18 protein-coding genes and 1 other annotated feature are annotated in these 19,082 nt (G+C 35.2%); of the genes, 4 read left to right on the top strand and 14 right to left on the bottom strand.

What is annotated here, in order from left to right:
- Nucleotides 1–203 precede the first annotated feature (203 nt).
- The 4 genes from glnA (at nt 204) to ACZ446_RS05555 (ending at nt 4,290) form a co-directional block, all read left to right on the top strand.
- Entirely contained in the window at nt 204–1,538 is a 1,335-nt protein-coding gene (gene glnA / locus ACZ446_RS05570; protein WP_464394376.1) for a type I glutamate--ammonia ligase, read from the top strand.
- A 156-nt stretch (nt 1,539–1,694) separates the two neighbouring features.
- Entirely contained in the window at nt 1,695–2,477 is a 783-nt protein-coding gene (gene nadE, locus ACZ446_RS05565; protein WP_464394127.1) for an NAD(+) synthase, read from the top strand.
- A 119-nt stretch (nt 2,478–2,596) separates the two neighbouring features.
- Nucleotides 2,597–3,937, top strand: a complete 1,341-nt coding sequence (locus tag ACZ446_RS05560; RefSeq protein WP_464394375.1) for an ammonium transporter — start codon at nt 2,597–2,599, stop codon at nt 3,935–3,937.
- Between the two features lie 14 nt (nt 3,938–3,951).
- Entirely contained in the window at nt 3,952–4,290 is a 339-nt protein-coding gene (locus ACZ446_RS05555) for a P-II family nitrogen regulator (protein WP_464394126.1), read from the top strand.
- Nucleotides 4,291–4,399: 109 nt separating this feature from the next.
- Here ACZ446_RS05555 and ACZ446_RS05550 read toward each other — a convergent pair whose 3' ends face one another.
- The 14 genes from ACZ446_RS05550 to minC all read right to left on the bottom strand — a co-directional run bounded on the left by ACZ446_RS05550 (nt 4,400) and on the right by minC (nt 19,063).
- The gene (locus tag ACZ446_RS05550) at nt 4,400–6,298 is read right to left on the bottom strand and encodes a diguanylate cyclase domain-containing protein (RefSeq protein ID WP_464394125.1); all 1,899 of its coding nucleotides are present in this window, start codon (nt 6,296–6,298) and stop codon (nt 4,400–4,402) included.
- Between the two features lie 49 nt (nt 6,299–6,347).
- Nucleotides 6,348–8,285, bottom strand: a complete 1,938-nt coding sequence (gene abc-f / locus ACZ446_RS05545; protein ID WP_464394124.1) for a ribosomal protection-like ABC-F family protein — start codon at nt 8,283–8,285, stop codon at nt 6,348–6,350.
- A gap of 35 nt (nt 8,286–8,320) precedes the next feature.
- Nucleotides 8,321–9,193, bottom strand: a complete 873-nt coding sequence (locus tag ACZ446_RS05540) for a DegV family protein (RefSeq protein WP_464394123.1) — start codon at nt 9,191–9,193, stop codon at nt 8,321–8,323.
- Between the two features lie 44 nt (nt 9,194–9,237).
- A complete protein-coding gene (yhbY, locus tag ACZ446_RS05535; protein WP_089719477.1) occupies nt 9,238–9,525 on the bottom strand; it encodes a ribosome assembly RNA-binding protein YhbY in 288 nt (95 codons plus the stop codon).
- Between the two features lie 106 nt (nt 9,526–9,631).
- Nucleotides 9,632–10,903, bottom strand: a complete 1,272-nt coding sequence (obgE, locus tag ACZ446_RS05530) for a GTPase ObgE (protein WP_464394122.1) — start codon at nt 10,901–10,903, stop codon at nt 9,632–9,634.
- Nucleotides 10,904–11,024: 121 nt separating this feature from the next.
- Nucleotides 11,025–11,303, bottom strand: a complete 279-nt coding sequence (gene rpmA / locus ACZ446_RS05525; RefSeq protein WP_073159088.1) for a 50S ribosomal protein L27 — start codon at nt 11,301–11,303, stop codon at nt 11,025–11,027.
- A 95-nt stretch (nt 11,304–11,398) separates the two neighbouring features.
- A complete protein-coding gene (gene rplU, locus ACZ446_RS05520) occupies nt 11,399–11,710 on the bottom strand; it encodes a 50S ribosomal protein L21 (protein WP_464394121.1) in 312 nt (103 codons plus the stop codon).
- A gap of 14 nt (nt 11,711–11,724) precedes the next feature.
- Nucleotides 11,725–11,804 (bottom strand) — a sequence feature (ribosomal protein L21 leader region).
- 131 nt (nt 11,805–11,935) lie between these two features.
- Complete coding sequence (locus tag ACZ446_RS05515; protein ID WP_464394120.1) at nt 11,936–13,618, bottom strand: Rne/Rng family ribonuclease; 1,683 nt, start codon at nt 13,616–13,618, stop codon at nt 11,936–11,938.
- Between the two features lie 5 nt (nt 13,619–13,623).
- Nucleotides 13,624–14,325: a TIGR03936 family radical SAM-associated protein gene (locus ACZ446_RS05510; protein WP_464394119.1), complete on the bottom strand. Its 702-nt coding sequence runs from the start codon at nt 14,323–14,325 to the stop codon at nt 13,624–13,626.
- A complete protein-coding gene (locus ACZ446_RS05505) occupies nt 14,315–16,186 on the bottom strand; it encodes a TIGR03960 family B12-binding radical SAM protein (RefSeq protein ID WP_464394118.1) in 1,872 nt (623 codons plus the stop codon). The genes ACZ446_RS05510 and ACZ446_RS05505 overlap by 11 nt, the downstream gene beginning before the upstream one ends.
- Before the next feature lie 14 nt (nt 16,187–16,200).
- Entirely contained in the window at nt 16,201–17,340 is a 1,140-nt protein-coding gene (gene rodA, locus ACZ446_RS05500; RefSeq protein WP_464394117.1) for a rod shape-determining protein RodA, read from the bottom strand.
- A 15-nt stretch (nt 17,341–17,355) separates the two neighbouring features.
- Nucleotides 17,356–17,613: a cell division topological specificity factor MinE gene (minE, locus tag ACZ446_RS05495; RefSeq protein WP_243833666.1), complete on the bottom strand. Its 258-nt coding sequence runs from the start codon at nt 17,611–17,613 to the stop codon at nt 17,356–17,358.
- A gap of 24 nt (nt 17,614–17,637) precedes the next feature.
- Nucleotides 17,638–18,432, bottom strand: a complete 795-nt coding sequence (gene minD / locus ACZ446_RS05490; protein WP_464394116.1) for a septum site-determining protein MinD — start codon at nt 18,430–18,432, stop codon at nt 17,638–17,640.
- A 25-nt stretch (nt 18,433–18,457) separates the two neighbouring features.
- Nucleotides 18,458–19,063 (bottom strand): septum site-determining protein MinC, encoded by a 606-nt coding sequence (minC, locus tag ACZ446_RS05485; protein WP_464394115.1) that lies wholly within the window; start codon nt 19,061–19,063, stop codon nt 18,458–18,460.
- Nucleotides 19,064–19,082 lie beyond the last annotated feature (19 nt).

Below are 19,082 nucleotides of genomic sequence, written 5' to 3'. Positions count from 1 at the left end.
AAAGTTGAAGAGTGTAAATAGATTTGAAAACTTCTATACCTGTATACAGGGATTATATTATTTTTGGGCTTAATTAAAATAAAATCCTGAGGCATAATATCTGTATACATGGATTAAAAAATGAGAGTTATTGAACTTATTTTTAAAAAGGATTATACTGAAGTCAGAAATCAAAAAGCAAATAATTTAGGAGAGTGATAATGATGTCAAAGTACAGCAAAGAAGATATTTTAAAGATGGCAGAGGAAAAGAATGTTAGGTTTATCAGAATGCAGTTTACTGATATCCTGGGAATAGTTAAAAATGTTGCAATCACCGTTAAACAGCTGGAAGATGCACTTGATAACAAAATAATGTTTGATGGTTCTTCCATTGATGGTTTTACCAGGATTCAGGAATCTGATATGTATTTGAGGCCAGATTATGATACTTTTACTATTTTTCCCTGGCGGCCAGAAGAAGGTGGCTCAGTTGCCCGCTTAATCTGTGATGTTTACATGCCGGATGGAACTCCATTTTCTGGTGGCCCTAGAAATGTATTAAAGAAAGCTTTAAAAGAAGCTGAAGAAATGGGTTATGAAATGAATGTTGGTCCTGAACCTGAATTCTTTCTTTTTCAATTAGATGAAAATGGCGAGGCTACAACAAAGACTCACGATAATGGTGGTTATTTTGATTTAGGGCCAATTGATAAAGGTATTAATGCCCGCCGCAGTATTGTTCTTGCCTTAGAAGAAATGGGTTTTGAAGTTGAAGCATCACACCATGAGGTAGCTCCGGGCCAGCATGAAATAGATTTTAAATATGCCCCTGCTTTAGAAACAGCTGACAACATTGCTACTTTCAAGTTTGTAACCAAATCTATTGCTCACGAACACGGTCTGCACGCTACCTTTATGCCCAAGCCTATTTTTGGTGAAAATGGTTCTGGTATGCATGTCCATCAATCACTGTTTAAGGATGGAGAAAATGTTTTTTATGATGAAAACGATCGTTTAGGCTTAAGTAAAACTGCTTATCACTATATTGGAGGCTTGTTAAAACATGCTAGAGCTATCACAGCAATAACTAACCCTTCAATTAATTCATATAAGCGTCTAGTTCCAGGTTATGAAGCTCCTGTTTATGTCGCCTGGTCAAGTGCCAACAGAAGTGCCTTAATTAGGATTCCAGCAGCCCGTGGTGCAGGAACAAGATTGGAGTTAAGAAATCCTGATCCCAGTGCTAACCCTTATCTAGCAATTGCTGTCATGTTAAAAGCCGGTCTTGATGGTATTAAAAATGAAATTGAACCACCTGCAGAAGTTTTAGAAAATATTTATGAAATGTCAGCAGCGAAAAAAGAAGAAAGCAATATTGAAAGTCTGCCGGCAAATATTGATGAAGCTGTTGCTCTGCTTTTAAAAGATGAAGTAATTACAAGTGTCTTAGGTGACCATGTTTTAGAGCATTTTGTTGCTGCTAAAAAAGTCGAATGGGATGAGTACAGAACTCAAGTAAGCCAGTGGGAATTAGATAAATATCTTTCTACTTTTTAATTAGTGAGAATTGAGAAGCTAAAATAATATGTCCCCTTATAGTCAAGCCTTCCAGTTGAATATTTTCTGGGAGGCTGCTGTTTTTATAGTCATTTTTGCTTTTTGAAGTATATTTAAAAGAAAATTTTAGTTAATTTTAAAAACGAGGTGCTGCTGATGTTAGATAGGAATTATGAAAAAATTGAAAGAAATTTAGTAGATTGGATTAGAGAAAAAGTTGGAGCTGCTGGCTGTCAGGGAGCAGTAATTGGATTATCAGGTGGTATTGATTCTTCTGTCACCTCTCTTCTCTGTCAGAAAGCCTTTCCACAAAATACTTTAGGGATTATTATGCCCTGTTTGAGCAATCCGGAAGATAAAGTTGATGCTGTTAAACATGCAGAAAAATTTGGAATTAAATATAAAGAAATTGATCTAAGCAGTCCTTATCAAAAATTACTGCAGACTATTAATCAATATGACCCAGAATCTGACTTAGAGGATCTGATAGATAATCAAAATTTAGCTGCTGCTCAAGGGCGTCAAAAACTTGCCCTTGCCAACTTGAAGCCTAGATTAAGAATGTCGCTGCTCTATTATTATGCAAATTTAAATAATTATTTGGTAGTTGGAACTGATAATCGCAGCGAATTAAAATTAGGTTATTTCACCAAATATGGTGATGGAGGGATAGATATTGCTCCACTTGGTAATTTAGTTAAGCTTGAAGTAAAAGGTCTGGCCCGCCAAATGGGGATAGATCAAAAAATCATTACCAAAAAACCCTCTGCTGGTCTCTGGGATGGTCAAAGTGATCAAGATGAAATTGGTTTAAGTTATAGGGAGATCGACTACTATATAGTGGATGGAGAAGCTGATGCTGAAACCGCTGCTAAAATCGAAAAAATTTCTGCAGCTAATCAACATAAATTAGAACTGCCTGCGGTTCCTAATTTTTAATTGAATTACTGTATACAGTTATATAAAGCCAAAATCACTTGCTTTCTATGTAAGCTATCTATATAATTTACTCATAGTTAACATATACCTAACACAAGGAGGAAATTATTATGAGTATTATGAGTAGTAGAGAAGTAAGTGGTAAATTTCTTAAGACAATTTTGATGACGTTATTGGTGGTATTTTTATTTAGTGGTCTGGCTTTTGCTCAGGAAGATCAGGCTGCAGCAAATGCGGTTGCAATTGACACAATTTGGACTTTAATAGCAGCTTTCTTAGTGTTTTTTATGCAGGCTGGATTTGCAATGGTTGAAGCAGGTTTTACCAGAGCCAAAAATGCGGGTAACATTATCATGAAAAACATGATGGATTTTGCTTCAGGTTCTTTAGTATTTTGGGCTGTTGGCTTTGCCTTCATGTTTGGCCCAGGCAACAGTTTTATCGGAACTACAGGTTATTTTCTGCAGGATTCATTTGCAAATTTAGGTCTTGATATTCCAATCGCAGCTTTCTTTATCTTCCAGACCGTTTTTGCTGCAACAGCAGCTACTATAGTTTCTGGAGCAATGGCTGAAAGAACAAACTTTTCCGGCTACTTAGCTTACAGTGTTGTGATTACTGCCTTTATTTATCCTGTTGTAGGACACTGGATCTGGGGTGGTGGCTGGTTAGCTGAAATGGGAATCATTGATTTTGCAGGTTCTACTGTTGTTCACTCTGTTGGTGGCTGGGCTGCATTAGCTGGAGCCATTGTTTTAGGACCCAGAATTGGTAAGTATAATGAGGATGGAAGTGCAAATGCTCTGCCGGGTCACAACCTCTTGATGGCTGCACTTGGTGTATTTATTCTCTGGTTTGGCTGGTTTGGATTTAACCCTGGTTCCACAGTATCCGGTACAGACTTATCAATAGCATCTATCGCAGTAACAACCAACCTGGCTGCAGCTGCCGGAGCAGTAATGGCAATGATAGTCAGCTGGATTAAATATGGTAAAGCAGATGTAAGTATGACTTTAAACGGAGCCTTAGCTGGTCTGGTAGGTATTACAGCTGGTACAGCAGCTGTCGGCAACTTATCTGCCGTAATTATTGGTGGAATCGCAGGTATTATCGTTATTTACTCAGTTGAGTTTTTTGATAAATTACAGATCGATGACCCTGTAGGTGCTGTTTCTGTTCACGGTGTTTGTGGAGCATTTGGAACAATTGCAGTTGGTTTTTTTGCCACAGAAGGTGGACTGCTTTTTGGTGGTGGATTTAGTTTATTGGTCACTCAATTCATTGGAGTAATAACTGTTTTCTTCTGGGCATTTGGACTTGGTTTTGCGCTCTTTAAAACTATCGACATAATAATCGGACTCAGAGTTTCTGAAGCAGATGAAATTGAAGGTCTTGATTATTCCGAACATGGTGCTCAATCTTATCCAGATTTTATGGTCAATATTAAAGCTCAAAATTAAAGGAGGAAAAGACTATGAAAAGAATCGAAGCAATTATTCGTCCAGATAAAACTGATAGACTTATTGATAGGCTTGAGGAAATTGGTGTCAACGGCTTAAATATTACAGAAATTAAAGGTTACGGTTCCCAAAAAGGTCATTCCGAAACCTATAGAGGTGTAACCTACCGAATAAGACTTCGCAAGAAAATTAAAGTTGAGATAATTGTAGAATACACAGAAGTGGATAAAATTGTTGAGGCTATTAAAGAAGCTGTTCAAACTGGTGAAGTTGGTGATGGTAAAATATTTATCTCAGATATTGAAAATGCTGTCAGAATTAGAACTGGTGAAGAAGGAGCAGCAGCTTTATAATTTGTAAGCTTATAAAAAAATAAAGCCATTAAAGCTAAAGATCTTAAAAAAAATAGAACTATGATGTTTAAACCCCCTGATTAGAAATTAATCTAACAGGGGGTTTAAGTCAATCTAAAAATGTTTTAACAAAAACTTCTACTAAGCAGGGGTCAAATTGTGTCCCAGCACAGGCCTTAATTTCCTCAAGCGCTTCTTCCTTTGTAATTGCTTTTTTATAAACCTGATCATTTGTCATTACATCATAGGCATCTATAATTGCAATTATCCTGGCTATTAATGGGATATCTTTTCCTTTTAGGCCTCTAGGATATCCATTGCCATCCCAGTGTTCATGGTGTGCTAAGACTTCTTCAGATATATGAAAGTATTCTTCAGTTGCATTTAATATTCGGTGACCAACAGCTGAATGTGTTTTTACTTCCTGCCATTCTGTTTCTGTTAGCTTTCCCGCTTTATTTAAAACACTTGCCGGAATCACAGTTTTCCCAATATCATGTAACTCTGCAGCTAATAACAGCTTATCGACTTCATCCGGGCTTAAATTTAATGCTTCAGCAAATTTCTCAGCTGCAGCAGTCATTCTTTTTGCATGATCAGCTGTTTCCTGACTCTTTTCATCTAAACTTTTCAATAAAGTATTTACAATTTTATTTTTAACATCTTTACTTTCAGTAAGTTTATTTTTATACATTTTTGATTCTGCTTCATTTAATATATCAAAAAAATCTTGATAACTATAGGCTTTTACAGCATATCCCAGTGCTGCTGAAAGAGGTAATTTATTTCCGTTTTCAAATTTTAAATATTCAGCTGCAATGTTCTGATTAATTCTTTTAACTATTTTTTTTACTGCCTGTTGATTAGTTTGCGGAAGCAAAATCACAAATTCATCACCACCCCAGCGGGCTATTAGATCTTCCTCACGACAGCTATTTTTTAGTATTTCAGCAGTTTTAATTATCAATTTATCACCCTGATGATGACCATAAGAATCATTTACCAGCTTAAGAGCATTTAAATCAGCCATGATTACTGCTAAAGGTAATTTATCTTCTCTATTTAGTACTTGAATTTGTTTTTCAATATATGATCGATTGTATAAATCAGTTAAACTGTCATGATAACTTGCATATTTAATTTTATTTTCACTTTCAACTTTATCTGTTACATCACTTTGAATAGAGATAATTCCGCTTTCGCCATTTGGCAGCTCAATTATCTTCTCGTGCATCCTCGAATATCCTATTTCACCATCTTTTTTTAAAGTCATAACTTCATGTGTTAAAATTTCTCCACTGATAATCTTTTGGATATCGCGTTTTGCTTTATCTATATTTTTTTCCAAAACTAATGTTTCAAAAATGGTCTTCCCTACAAGTTCTTCTTTATTATAGCCAGTCATTTCTTCAACAGCATCATTTGCTTTTAATATTTCACCTTTCTGATTTATAACCAGTATTCCTACAGGCAAAATATCTATCATTTTTGAATAGTACTGATTTAAATAGTGGTTTATTTGACTCTGGTAAAGATTTTTAAGATTATTTTCAATTAAATCTTTAACAAATTCAAGCTGTTTTTTGATTTTATAATCAAAATTTCTTTTCTGATTATCATGAAGACAAATAGTCCCATATACCTCACCATCAGGCCACAAAATAGGATAACCTAAGTAAGCAACCAAACCATTTTCCATATAAATTGAAGTATTCCACTTATTTATTTCAGCTGCATTTATAACCTCTAAGCTTGATCTGCTTTCAATTACCTCAGCACAATAAAGACCTTCAAGCTTAAATTCATCTTTGTCAGCAAATAAATTCTCAGGATTTGAACTAGCCTTTTTCACCTTTAAATAAGGTGCCTGGTACTCATTAACTAGAGCATCCTGAGCTCCAGAAAATTCAACAAGCATATCCAACAATTCCTGCCAGTGTTTAACATTCTTTTTAGGGATCTCAATCTCATCTGTTTTAATCTTAATATTCTTAAATAGATCATTCATAATTTACCCCACATCTCTTAGACCATTACAATATCAACACAAGGATCAGTTAAATTATTGTCTCCCACTCCTGATACAAATCTTCCAACCGATTATTTTTTTGTTCATATTCGTCTTTTAAATCCTGCAGCAGTTCAAAATCATCGATATTTTCTTCAGCTGTCATTTGACTTTCTAAATCACCCAAAGTTTTTTCTAGCTTTTCTATTTCAGCTTCAATTTCTTTTAGTCGCTTTTGACGTTTTTGCTCTCGACTGCGCGCTTCTTTTTGAGCTTCATAATCAAGTTTCCCTTCACTTTTTTCTTCCTGCTCACTTAACTTTTGCTGATCGGAAACTTCTTTTTTCTTTTTCTCTTTATAATAACTGTAATCGCCAAAATACTTGTTTAGTTCCTGATTTTCTAACTCATAAATATAATCAATAACTTTATCTAAAAAATAACGGTCATGTGATACAATTAAAACTGTACCAGAATAATCTTTTAAAGCCTCTTCCAGTACCTCACGTGAAGCTAAATCTAAATGGTTTGTTGGCTCATCTAAAATTAAAAAGTTATAATTACCGCTCATCAGCTGCAGCAGTCTCAAACGACTTTTTTCGCCACCACTCAGCTGTTTAACTTTTTTGAAAACATCTTCTCCAGTAAATAAGAAAGAAGCCAGCATATCCCTTGCTTTAGAGTTTGTTACAGCAGTTTCTCGCTGTAAAGCTGTGATTAAATCATCCTCAGGGTTAAAACCTTCAAATTCCTGGCGGTAATAGGCGGGATAGATATTAGTTCCAATTCGGACATTACCCTGATCTGCTGTTATCTCACCCATAATAATTCTGAGAATTGTTGATTTACCGGTACCATTATCACCTATTATTGCAGCTTTATCAGTTCGGTGTAATTCAAAGTTTAAATTCTGGAAAAGATTCAATTCTTCAAAACTTTTAGCTAAATCTTCTACAAATAAGACATCATCTCCACCACGAGTCTCAGTATCAAGTTCAAGCTTCATCTTTCTTCCTTTTAGCTGAGGTTTTTCAAGACGATCAATCTTTTCTAAGCGTTTTTCCATAGCCTTAGCTCTTTTGAACATTTTTTCACTGTCACGAGAACGGCCCCAGATATAGAGCTGTTCAATTGCATCTTCCAGCTGCTTGATTTTTTTCTGCTGATTCTTATATTCCCGCAGCCGCTGTTCATACCTTCTTTTTCTTTCTTTTTGATAATAGCTGTAGTTACCGCTGTAATCCTCATTTTTCCCATGTTTTATTTCTACAATTCTCTCGATGGTATTATCCAGGAAATATCTATCGTGAGATATAATTAAAAGACTTCCCTGGTAAGAATTAAGATAATTTTCAAGCCATTCAACAGATTTTAAATCGAGATGATTTGTTGGCTCATCTAAAAGCAGTAAATCAGGTTCAATTAAAAGTAATTTAGCCAGTCCAACTCTGGTTTTTTCACCACCACTTAGCTGATCTAAGGTTTTTTCATGAATTTCTTCTTCGTCAAAACCCATACCAGCTGCTACCTGACGGATTTTACTCTGATATTCATAGCCGACTCCTTTTTCAAACTTTCTCTGCAGAGCACTATACTCACGCATAGTTGCCTCTAAATTATCAGAATGACTTGCAGATTCATCAATCCGCTTACCATGGTGGGCAATTTTTTCTTCGAGCTGCTTCATTTCTTCAATTTGTTTTTTAACCTCTGCAAAGACTTTTTCTAATTCCTGATAGATACTTAATTCAGACTTGAAATCAGGCAGTTGATCAAGATAACCAACTTCAATATCATTTCTGACCGAAACTGTACCGTTAGAATAATGTTCCTGGCCAGTTATAATTTTAAAAATTGTTGTTTTTCCAGATCCATTGGGGCCAATTAAAGCAACTGACTCACCTGCATTTACATTTAGAGAAAAATCTTTCAAAACAGTCTCAATTCCGTATTCTTTTTTTAAGTTATTAATATTTAAAATAGCCATTTATAACCACACTTTTCTTTTAGCTTAATCAGATACTAATATACCTCTGGTTCAGCAATTTTTTCACTATTTTTAAAAACAACAGCCAGTGAACCAGGCCCAGCATGTGAACCAACTGCTGCTCCCATCTCACTTATCAAGATTTCCTGAGGTTTAAATTTATTTTCAAGCTCTTCTTTTAATTTTAAAACAAATTTATTGTTTTTTGAATGAGTTAAAGCAATCACCTGTGAGTTGGGTCGATCTGCATTTTTTTCTACTTCATTTACTAGATAAGAAATCATTCGTTTTTTACCCCTTATCTTATCATAGGGTAAAATTTCTCCATCAAGAATGTGAAGAATCGGTTTAATATTCAAGACATTTGCCATCACAGCCTTTGTCTTAGAAATCCTGCCACCGCGTTTTAACATTTCTAAATCTCCTACAGCAAAAACGTGCTCCAGTTTAGAAGCAGCTTCTATAGTTTCACTTACTACTTCTTCCACTGTTTTGTCATCTTTGAACATTTTAGCTGCCTGATAAACCAGAAGACCCTGACCAATAGATGCAGCCTTACTGTCAATAATCGTAATTCGATCACTATTTAACTCTTTTTTGGCAATAACGGCTGACTCTAAAATACCGCTTAATTTTGAAGAAAAAGCAATAACTAATACATGATCATAATTCTTTAGAGCTTTCTGATAAGTTTCTTTAAATTTATTTGGAGTTATTCTTGAAGTTTTAGGTACCTCATCTCCGGATTCTATTAATTGATAAAATTCTTGCGGCTGCAGGTCAAAGCGGTCATAATATACCTGATTATTTATATTAACCTCAATATTTAAAAATTCTATATCATATTCTTCAACGATTTCTGCTGGTAAATCTGAACAGCTATCTGTAATTATCTTTACTTTTGGCATATAAATTCCTCCCTGTGAAGCTCTCCCCCGGGTTTTATATTTAGTTAAAGTTTAAAATTAGAATCTTCGTCTCGCTGACGGAAGAATACGGCAATACCTCCAATTACCTGAACCACTTCTGATCCAGTTGCAGTAGCAAGTTCTTCAGCAGCAGAACGTGTTGTTCTACCTGTACTTTCCAGGATTCTAACTTTCAGCAGTTCATGGTCTTCTAGGGCTTCATCAAGCTGTTCGATCACAGATTCAGTTATCCCATCTTTTCCAACATGAACTATTGGATTCAGAGAATTTGCTTCTCCTCTAAGATAACTTCTATTTTTTCCTGTTAACATTATCACACCTTCTTTCTTTTTCCATTATTTTTAGATCATTCTTTATATTAATTTTTTGTCTTTTAAATTATAACTAAGCTGCTGTTGATATTACAATAAATCTATTTTATTCAACATAATCAAATTCTAAAGGACCGATTACAACAGTGTCCCCTTCTTTGACTCCTTCTTTTTCCATCATTTCATTCAACCCATAATGTTTCAAAACTCTCATTAACCTCTGGACTGCTGCATCATTATTAAAATCAGTTTTTTCAAGATATGAGTCCAGCAGTGTTCCTCTGACCTCAAATTTATCTTTATTCAGCTTTTCCAGATAGAGTTCATCTACAAAATCAGGCCTAATTACTACCTCTTCTTCCTTAGCCAGTTCTCTTTCGGGCAGTTCCTGCAGTCTTTCACCTAAATGATAAATTAGTGGTTTACAACCCTCACCTGTTACTGCTGAAATAGGGAAAACACTATAACCGCGATCATTTAGTTCTGATTTAACAGTTTCTATATTTTGTCTTCCTTCTTCTAGATCTATCTTATTTAGAGCAACTACCTGTTCTAAAGAAGCTAAATAATCGTTATATTTATTGAGCTCATTATTAATTGTTTCAAAATCTTCTAAAGGATCTCTTCCTTCAATTCCGGAAACATCAATTACATGAACAAGTAATCTAGTTCGTTCCAGATGCTTTAAAAACTCATCTCCTAAACCTGTTCCCTGATGTGCTCCCTCTATAATACCTGGAATATCTGCCATAACAAAAGACTGATATTCACCATATTTTACAACACCTAAATTTGGATGCAGGGTTGTAAAATGATAAGAATCAATCTTAGGTTTAGCATGTGAAACCTGTGAAATTAGAGTTGATTTACCTACATTAGGATAACCAACTAAGCCTACATCTGCCAGCACCTTTAATTCCAGTCTGACTTTTCTCAGCTCACCTTTGGCACCATTTTCTGAAAAACGAGGGGCTTTACGGGTAGACTTTTTAAACCTAGCATTACCTTTACCACCTTTACCGCCTTCAGCAATTACATATTGATCTCCTGCCTCTTTCAAATCAGCCAGAAACTGCTCCGTATCTGCATCATAAACCATGGTTCCTGGTGGAACATCCAGTAATGTATCTTCACCATTTTTACCGTGCATCTTCTTCCCCTGACCATTTTGACCACGGTCAGCCTTGTAGATATTGTTGTAGCGATAATCTGCTAGAGTATTCATTCCTTCATTAACCTTCAGGATTATACTGCCGCCATCTCCGCCATCTCCACCATCAGGTCCTCCCTGATCAATATATTTTTCCCGGCGAAAACTGACAACACCATTACCACCATCACCTGCTTTTACTTTAAATTCTACCTCATCTATAAACATCTTCTTCACCTCCATTTTGCAAGTTTATTTTCTATTAATTTTTATTTTCCCTTAATCTTAAAAAAATATTCATTAAAAAACCCTCAGCACCTAAAGCACTGAGGGATATTATACAATAATATTAGTTAGCAATAGCTGCTACCTGATCTTCTGTATACACACTGATTTGACGATTTTTCTTACCTTTTCTTTCAAATTTAACATAACCGTCAACCTTGGAGAATAAAGTATCATCATTACCACGGCCAACATTTAAACCTGGCTTGAACTTAGTACCTCTCTGACGTACTAAAATACTACCAGCTGTTACGAATTCGCCGTCGAATTCCTTAACACCAAGTCGTTTCGATTCACTATCACGACCATTCCGGGAACTACCAACACCCTTCTTCTGGGACATTTAACTCCACCCCCTTAGAAAATAAATTTTTTAAAATATTTAAAAGTTAAATATTAGCTTAAAGCTAATATTTCTGCTAATTTACATTTATAAAATTAAGCATTAATGTCTTCGATTAAAACTTTAGTGTAAGGCTGTCTGTGACCGGTTTTCTTGCGGTATCTAATCTTTGGCTTATATTTGAAAACGATAATCTTCTTATTCTTACCCTGTTCGATTACCTTTCCCTTAACAGAAGCTCCTTCGATCATTGGAGAACCTGCTTTAAAACCATTATCATCAGATAAAGCTAAAACCTGATCAAATTCAACACTATCGCCTTCCTCAGCAGAAAGCTTTTCAATTTTTAAGATTTGACCTTCTTCAACGCGGTACTGTTTACCGCCAGTTTTAATAATTGCGTACATTATATGTTACACCTCCCTTACCTCAGACTCGCCGGATGAGGCACCCTTTATTTCAAGAGATTTTACTACCTGTACCGTGCGGTTTTGGCACCTTCAAAATGAAGGCTGGATAAATAACTCCAGATATAAATTCTAGCATAAATCACTACTATAGTCAAGGAAATGACTCAAATGATTAGCTTTTATTTAATCAACTAACTAAAAAATATAAATTTTTTATAATAATTAAGCAAGATGGGCTCTAGCATAAGTTCGATGCATATCATCAATGATTATCTCTACTTCATTTTCCACCATATTCCCGGCACCATTAACGATAATTATATAACCATCAATTCTTGCAATTCCTGCATTTTCATTACTGGCATGCTGATCCTCAATTTTAACTGTAATTCTATCACCAGCGTCTAAATCTAAAACCTCTGGCTGAAGATCTTCCTTTGTTCCTTTTTCAATTATCATATCTTCGTATTTAAGCTCTGCATTGCCGCTGATAAAAATATCTATCCCAAACTTATCTTCCAGCTCCTGCAGTTTTTCGCCTCCAGCCCCAATTAAAACTGCAGCTACTTCCGGATGCAGCTCTAAAGAAACAGCAGGATATTTCTTCCGGCTCGTGATCTCATCGATTTTACGAATAACTTTCATAGCTACTGTAGACTCAGATAAAACCTTACCAGTTCCTCCACAGACAGGACAATCCTTCTGCATGAGAGAACCAAATCCTTCTCTAACTTTTTTCCTGGTCATTTCAAGCAGTCCCAGCTGGGTAAAACCTAAAATAGAGGTTTTAGTTCTATCCTTTGCCAGCTCATTTGCTAAAAGATCAGTTACAGACTGCTGGTCTGATTGATTATTCATATCAATAAAGTCGATGATTATAATTCCACCAATATCTCTCAGTTTAATTTGACGTGCAATTTCGGCAACTGCTTCTTTGTTTGTTTTAACAATTGTGTCCTGCAGATTTTTCTTGCCGGTAAATTTACCTGTATTAATATCGATTGAAACCAGCGCCTCAGTTTGATCTATAACCAGATATCCACCTGATTTAAGCCAGACTTTTCGCTGCAGCAGGCTTTCTATCTCTTTCTCAATGTTATAGGCCGCCAGAATAGGTATATTCCGCTGATAAAGCGCAATTCTATTTTTTAAATCTGGTGCAAAAACTGAAGTTAAATCAATTAAGCGCTGATAGTCTTTTTTATCATCTACTACTACTCGATCTATATTCTCATCTAAATAATCTCTAATTAAATTTTTAAGCAAATCTTCTTCTTGATATAAAATATCTATATCATTTTTTTTGAAAAAATCATTGCGAATTCTTTTCCAGGTACCGGATAAAAAATTATAGTCATTTTGCAGCTTTGTATAGCTCTCATCCCTGGCATTTGTCCTAATGATTAAGCCTTCCTTACCATTTTTTAAATCCAGAGCTATTGATTTTAGACGTCCGCGCTCACCATCATCATTGATCCTGCGGGAAATTCCTATTTTATTATCAGAAGGAATGTAAACAAAAAATCTACCTGGTATAGAAATCTTACAGGTTACTTTTGCTCCCTTGGTACCCATTGGCTCTTTTACAACCTGGACCATCAACCACTGTCCGGGCTGTAAAACATGCTTTACATTTAATTCTTTTTTGCTCAACTTCTTTTTCTGCTCATTATTTAAAATTGGGTATAAATCATTTAAATGAATAAAAGCATTGCGGGCAATTCCAATATCAACAAAAGCAGCCTGCATTCCAGGTAGTACATCCTGAACTCTGCCTCGATAAACATTCCCGGCAATTTTATGGTAAGTATCTCTTTCGAAAAAAAGATCTTCCAAAGAATTATTATTTAATAAAGCTGCTCTTCTTTCTCTATATTCCGAATTAATTATTATTTGTCTGCTCATCTATTTCAACTCCCGATGAATTTTTCTGCATAGGGAGGGTAAAAGTCTTCTCCATCTCTAACAAAAACTCCCTCTCTTATAACCTGTAAAGGTGAAAAGCCTTTAACTTCAGGAAACATTTCCCTTAAAGCTCTATTAAGTTCTTCAGGCCTAACATTTCCTCTACTTCCTGTTACAACTGCAAATTTCCATTTGTTATTATCTATAATCTCTGCAGAAAATATTCTTTTCTTTAAATCAATCTTCCTGTCTGATTTCTTTCTCCGATGTCTAATAATCATAATCTCTGGTTGTGCCATAAACTTCTCTAACATATCCTTTTCTTCTTCTAAAGATTTCTCAGCAGAATATTCAAAATTTATTGTATAAATAGCAGTATCTAAAAGAGATGACAGTGATCTAATATCATCAGGTACTGCTGCCGCATTTAGAAATTTTAAATGTTCAGTTGAGGCAGAATTTAAGTCTGCCAGCAGTTTCTCAGGCTCCAGCTCTTGCTCTAACTCAAGATCAAAATACTCTCCCTTACTGATTAAACCAACAGCAAGCGGTGGCCCTATTGCCAGATTAATTCTGGGATTATAGCCCTGAGAAAAAGCAGCCGGCAGTCCCGCTCTCCTGATAATTCTTCTTAAAGTTTTAATAACTTCCAAATGCGAAATATACATTAAATCTTCCAGCTTAGCAAATTTAATTCTATAATTCATCTTTTTTTCCACCTACCAACTCTAAATCAACTTCAAAATTACCGCAAACCGCACAGCCGTGACAGTCAGCAAATCTGCAGTCATCTATTAAAATTTCCTGATGGGCATTTTTATATTCTTTTAATAAAAATGATTTTGGAATGCCAATATCTAATTTCTCCCAGGAGAAAATTTCTTCTTCTCCTCTTTCTCTCAAATAATCTTCTGGTTGGATATCATTTTCTCTAAATGCTTCTCCCCAAATTCTGGGTTCAAAACACTCATGCCAACCTTCAAAACGGCTTCCTTTTTCCCAGGCTGATGCAACTACTGCCGAAAGTCTTCTGTCACCTCTGGCTAGAACCCCTTCCAGTCTTGAGAGTTCGGGATCATTCCAGCTAAAAGAAAAGCTTCTGCCTTTTATATTGTCTCGTAAATAATCATGTTTCTGGATAATTGTCTCAATATCATCCATTTGATGCCACTGAAATGGTGTAAAAACCTTAGGCACAAATGTTGATACACTAACAGAAACTTCAATCCTGCGCATTCTTTTTTTAGTATTTTTCCGTACTTCCTGACCTATATTTCTAATTTTTTTTGCCATTTCTGCAATACCTTTGACATCTTCCATAGTTTCAGTTGGCAGCCCAATCATAAAATATAATTTTATTTTGGACCAGCCATTTTCGAAAGCGGATCTTGCTGCTGAATAAATATCTTCTTCACTAATATTTTTATTAATTACATCTCTTAGGCGCTGGGTCCCAGCTTCTGGAGCAAAAGTTAAGCCAGTTTTTCTAACCTTATTAACTTCTTCTGCCAGCTCAACTGAAAACTTATCTACCCTTAGTGAAGATAAAGAAACACTGATCATCTGATCACTAAATCTCTCAGTCATCGCCTGCACTAATTTTTTAGCTTCTGTGTAATCAACCGTACTTAGAGAAGTTAAAGAAATTTCATCATAACCTGTTGCTTTCAATGCTTTTTCAGCCAGATCCATTAACCTTTCAACACTTCTTTCTCTAACAGGTCTGTAAGCCATCCCTGCAGCACAAAATCTGCAGCTTCTGGTGCAGCCGCGAGAAATTTCTAATACTACTCTTTCATGCACTGTATCCCGGTAGGGTACTATAAAATCAGTTGGATAAAAAGCCTGATCTAAATTTTGAACAACCTGCTTTTTGACTCTTTCTTTTTCGCCTGGGGCTGAATTTAAAGCTAAAATCTCACCCTGATCACCATAGTCCTCACTGTAGAGTGAAGGAACATAAATGCCAGGTATTTTGTTTAGTTTTTTTAGAATTTTGGCTTTCTTTAATCCCTGAGCCCTTAAATCTTTATACTTATTTAAAAGATCTATAATAAATGACTCTGCCTCTCCTACAAAAAATAAATCTATAAATTCTGCTATTGGTTCAGAATTAAAAACTGTTGAACCCCCAGCTATAATTAAAGGATCTTCTTCTCCGCGCTCTGAAGCATAAATCGAAAGGCCGCTCAAGTCCAGCATATTTAGAATATTTGTATAACTCATTTCGTACTGTAAAGTAAAACCTAAAATATCAAAATCTTTTATTTCATGGTAAGATTCAAGAGTATAAAGAGGAATTTCCTCTTCTCTCATCAAATCTTCCATATCCTGCCAGGGAGCATAAACTCTTTCTGCCAGCATATTATCTTCTCTATTAATTAAATGGTATAAAATTTTGAGCCCTAAATGAGACATTCCAATCTCATAAACATCTGGAAAAGCTAAAGCTACCTTTAATCTTTCTGAATCCCAGTCCTTATTGATAGAGTTCCATTCATTACCGGTATATCTTTCCGGACTGGATATTTTATATAAATTTTCTATAATTTTTTCTTTATATTGCAAAAAACCACCTCATCTTAAAACATCAATTTATTTTTTCTTAAATTTATATTTATTGCTATTGCAACTGCAGTCAGCGAAGTCAACATAAATGTTCCTCCATAACTGATAAAGGGTAATGGTATACCGGTTATTGGCATAATACCCATTGTCATACCTATATTCTCCAGCACGTGAAATAAAAACATGGCAATAATACCAACCATAACCAAATAACCATATCTATCTCTTGCATTTTCTGCAATATTTAAAAACTGCCAGAGCAAAAATAAAAAGAGTAGAATTACAACTGCTGCTCCTATAAATCCAAACTCCTCCCCGATTACTGAAAATATAAAGTCAGTATGTTTTTCGGGTAAAAAATTAAGCTGATTTTGAGTTCCAGCAAAAAGTCCTTTTCCAAATGTTCGACCTGAACCCAGAGCAATAATTGATTGAATAATGTTATAACCGCTGCCATGAGGGTCGATATTGGGATTAATAAAAACAATTAATCGATTCAGCTGATATTCTTTTAAAAAAGGCAGGGGAGTATTAAAAAAGACATGGGCTGTAATCAGTGAAACAATAAATAAAAAACCTCCACCAAAAACAGATGCCATATATTTAAAATTACCTCCACCGGCAAAAAGCATCAGCAGATAAATAAAAAACAAAACCAAAGCTGTACCCAAATCATTCTGTAAAATTACTAAGGTAAAAGGTATAAAAGCAACAATTGATGGTAAAAACATCCCTTTTAAATAACCCATATCATCAGAATTATTGTCAATGACAGCAGCCAAAACTAAGATCAGCATTATTTTAGATAATTCTGAAGTCTGCAGGTTGAAACTACCAATACCTATCCAGTGAGCTCCACCTGAAACTCCTCTTCCTAAAAATAGGGTTGCAGTCAAAAGTGCCAGCATAAAAATATAAATTATAACTGCATATTCCTTAAAAATCTTATAATCAAAAGCCTGCAGAATAAAAACTACCAGCAGCCCCAGCACTACTGAGACTGCCTGTTTTTGTAAAAATCTTAATGCACCACTATCTACCTGATTAATTTCTACAGCAGAACTAATACTAATAAAGCCAATAATAATCAGGAGTATCACAGCAAAGGGTACATTAAAATTTAGATACCGCAGGAATTTTTTATTCCAATTCATAATGGTGCATCCCCTCTATTTTGAACCTTTGAGGGGGAAATTCGCAACTAAGGCTGTCATGTCATCTTCTCGCTTAACATCCATTTCAATTTTTTGAGAATCGACATCTATATATTTACTTAAAACACCTATTAATTCGTCACGCATTGCATCCATTTCATCTGGAGTTAATTTTACTCTATCCTGAACAAGTACAAATTGTAATCTTTCTTTTGCTACACTTTTACTTTTTTTATCTTTATCATCACTTTTGAGACCGAGCCACTTTAATATATCGATTTTACTCCCCCCCTTATATTAAGATAAACCAACCAATTTTTTAAATCTGGTTATAAAACTGTCCTTTTCTAAAGGCATCATTGGTAGATCCTCGCCCATAATTCTGCGGGCAATATTTCTATATGCCTGACCTGCCTTTGCCTTATCATTGATAGCAATAGGCTCACCTTTGTTGGTTGAAACTACAATACCTTCATCTTCCGGTACAATACCTATTAAATCAATAGCGAGTATCTCTATCATATCATCAATACCCATCATATCACCACGGTCAACCATATCTGCTCTAATTCTATTTATAATAACTTCTGGATCACGCAAACCCTCAGCTTCTAATAAGCCAATAATTCTGTCTGCATCACGGACAGCTGAAATTTCTGGAGTTGTTACAATAATAGCTCTATCTGCTCCAGCAATTGCATTTTTAAAACCCTGCTCTATTCCAGCTGGTGAATCAACAACAATATAATCCATATCTTCTTTTAATTTTCCAATCAGCTCCTGCATCTGAAAAGGAGTGACAGATGTTTTGTCTCTTGTTTGAGCCGCTGGTAATAGATATAAACCATCATAACGTTTATCTCTAATCATAGCCTGCTCAAGTCTGCAGTTGTTTTCAACTACATCAACAATATCATAAACAATTCTATTTTCTAAACCCATAACAACATCCAAATTTCTAAGACCAATATCGGCATCAATTAAACAAACTTTATTACCCTGCATTGCCAGGGCAGTACCAATATTAGCTGAAGAAGTAGTTTTTCCTACTCCACCTTTACCTGATGTGATAACAATTGTCTTGCCTGCCAAATTTCATCCCCCCCTGAATTTATAACTAAATTTTTTCTACTATAATTTGATCATTCTCTATAAAAGCTCTTTCTGCCTGAAGTTTTGAGCTGTCATTATCATCCGGAGATCTTGCAATAAATGATGCTATCCTCAGCTGAGTTGGATCCAGCTTAAGAGCAGCCACCTGGGCTTCTTTGTTACCTCCAGCTCCAGCATGTACAACACCTCTTAATCTTCCAAAAACAATAATATCTCCACCAGCAATTACTTCTGCACCTGGATTTACATCACCAACAATAACAACATTAGCCTGATGCTTTACTCTTTGACCGGATCTAAGAGTTCGATTAATAATAACTGCTTCAGAACTGCTTTCAAGATTATTTTCTTCTGCCTCTATTTTTTTTGCCGTAAAATAAATTTTATTAACCTGATTATATTTTTTAACAATCTGCATCAGTTCTTCCAGCTGCTCATAAGCCAATTCAAGTCCACTTAAATTCAAGTACAAATTAACACCTGTAAAAAAATCAGAAGCTTCAGCAGCATGAAGATTAACAGCCTTTTTAATACTGCCAAAAGTACTGCCATCTCTGAAATTCATAACAATTCCGTCTGAAACTGCCTGAAAAGAAAACACAGAAGCCATAAAATCTCTCCTCATTTAA

Source organism: Halanaerobium sehlinense, assembly GCF_055379485.1.
The sequence above is the reverse complement of the archived record's forward strand: the minus strand, read 5'-3'. Positions and strand labels throughout refer to the sequence as shown.

Bases quoted from the DNA above. Each gene is read 5' to 3' on its own strand.
- glnA (WP_464394376.1), top strand. From the start codon at position 204: ATGTCAAAGTACAGCAAAGAAGATATTTTAAAGATGGCAGAGGAAAAG.
- nadE (WP_464394127.1), top strand. From the start codon at position 1,695: ATGTTAGATAGGAATTATGAAAAAATTGAAAGAAATTTAGTAGATTGG.
- ACZ446_RS05560 (WP_464394375.1), top strand. From the start codon at position 2,597: ATGAGTAGTAGAGAAGTAAGTGGTAAATTTCTTAAGACAATTTTGATG.
- ACZ446_RS05555 (WP_464394126.1), top strand. From the start codon at position 3,952: ATGAAAAGAATCGAAGCAATTATTCGTCCAGATAAAACTGATAGACTT.
- ACZ446_RS05550 (WP_464394125.1), bottom strand. From the start codon at position 6,298: ATGAATGATCTATTTAAGAATATTAAGATTAAAACAGATGAGATTGAG.
- abc-f (WP_464394124.1), bottom strand. From the start codon at position 8,285: ATGGCTATTTTAAATATTAATAACTTAAAAAAAGAATACGGAATTGAG.
- ACZ446_RS05540 (WP_464394123.1), bottom strand. From the start codon at position 9,193: ATGCCAAAAGTAAAGATAATTACAGATAGCTGTTCAGATTTACCAGCA.
- yhbY (WP_089719477.1), bottom strand. From the start codon at position 9,525: ATGTTAACAGGAAAAAATAGAAGTTATCTTAGAGGAGAAGCAAATTCT.
- obgE (WP_464394122.1), bottom strand. From the start codon at position 10,903: ATGTTTATAGATGAGGTAGAATTTAAAGTAAAAGCAGGTGATGGTGGT.
- rpmA (WP_073159088.1), bottom strand. From the start codon at position 11,303: ATGTCCCAGAAGAAGGGTGTTGGTAGTTCCCGGAATGGTCGTGATAGT.
- rplU (WP_464394121.1), bottom strand. From the start codon at position 11,710: ATGTACGCAATTATTAAAACTGGCGGTAAACAGTACCGCGTTGAAGAA.
- ACZ446_RS05515 (WP_464394120.1), bottom strand. From the start codon at position 13,618: ATGAGCAGACAAATAATAATTAATTCGGAATATAGAGAAAGAAGAGCA.
- ACZ446_RS05510 (WP_464394119.1), bottom strand. From the start codon at position 14,325: ATGAATTATAGAATTAAATTTGCTAAGCTGGAAGATTTAATGTATATT.
- rodA (WP_464394117.1), bottom strand. From the start codon at position 17,340: ATGAATTGGAATAAAAAATTCCTGCGGTATCTAAATTTTAATGTACCC.
- minC (WP_464394115.1), bottom strand. From the start codon at position 19,063: ATGGCTTCTGTGTTTTCTTTTCAGGCAGTTTCAGACGGAATTGTTATG.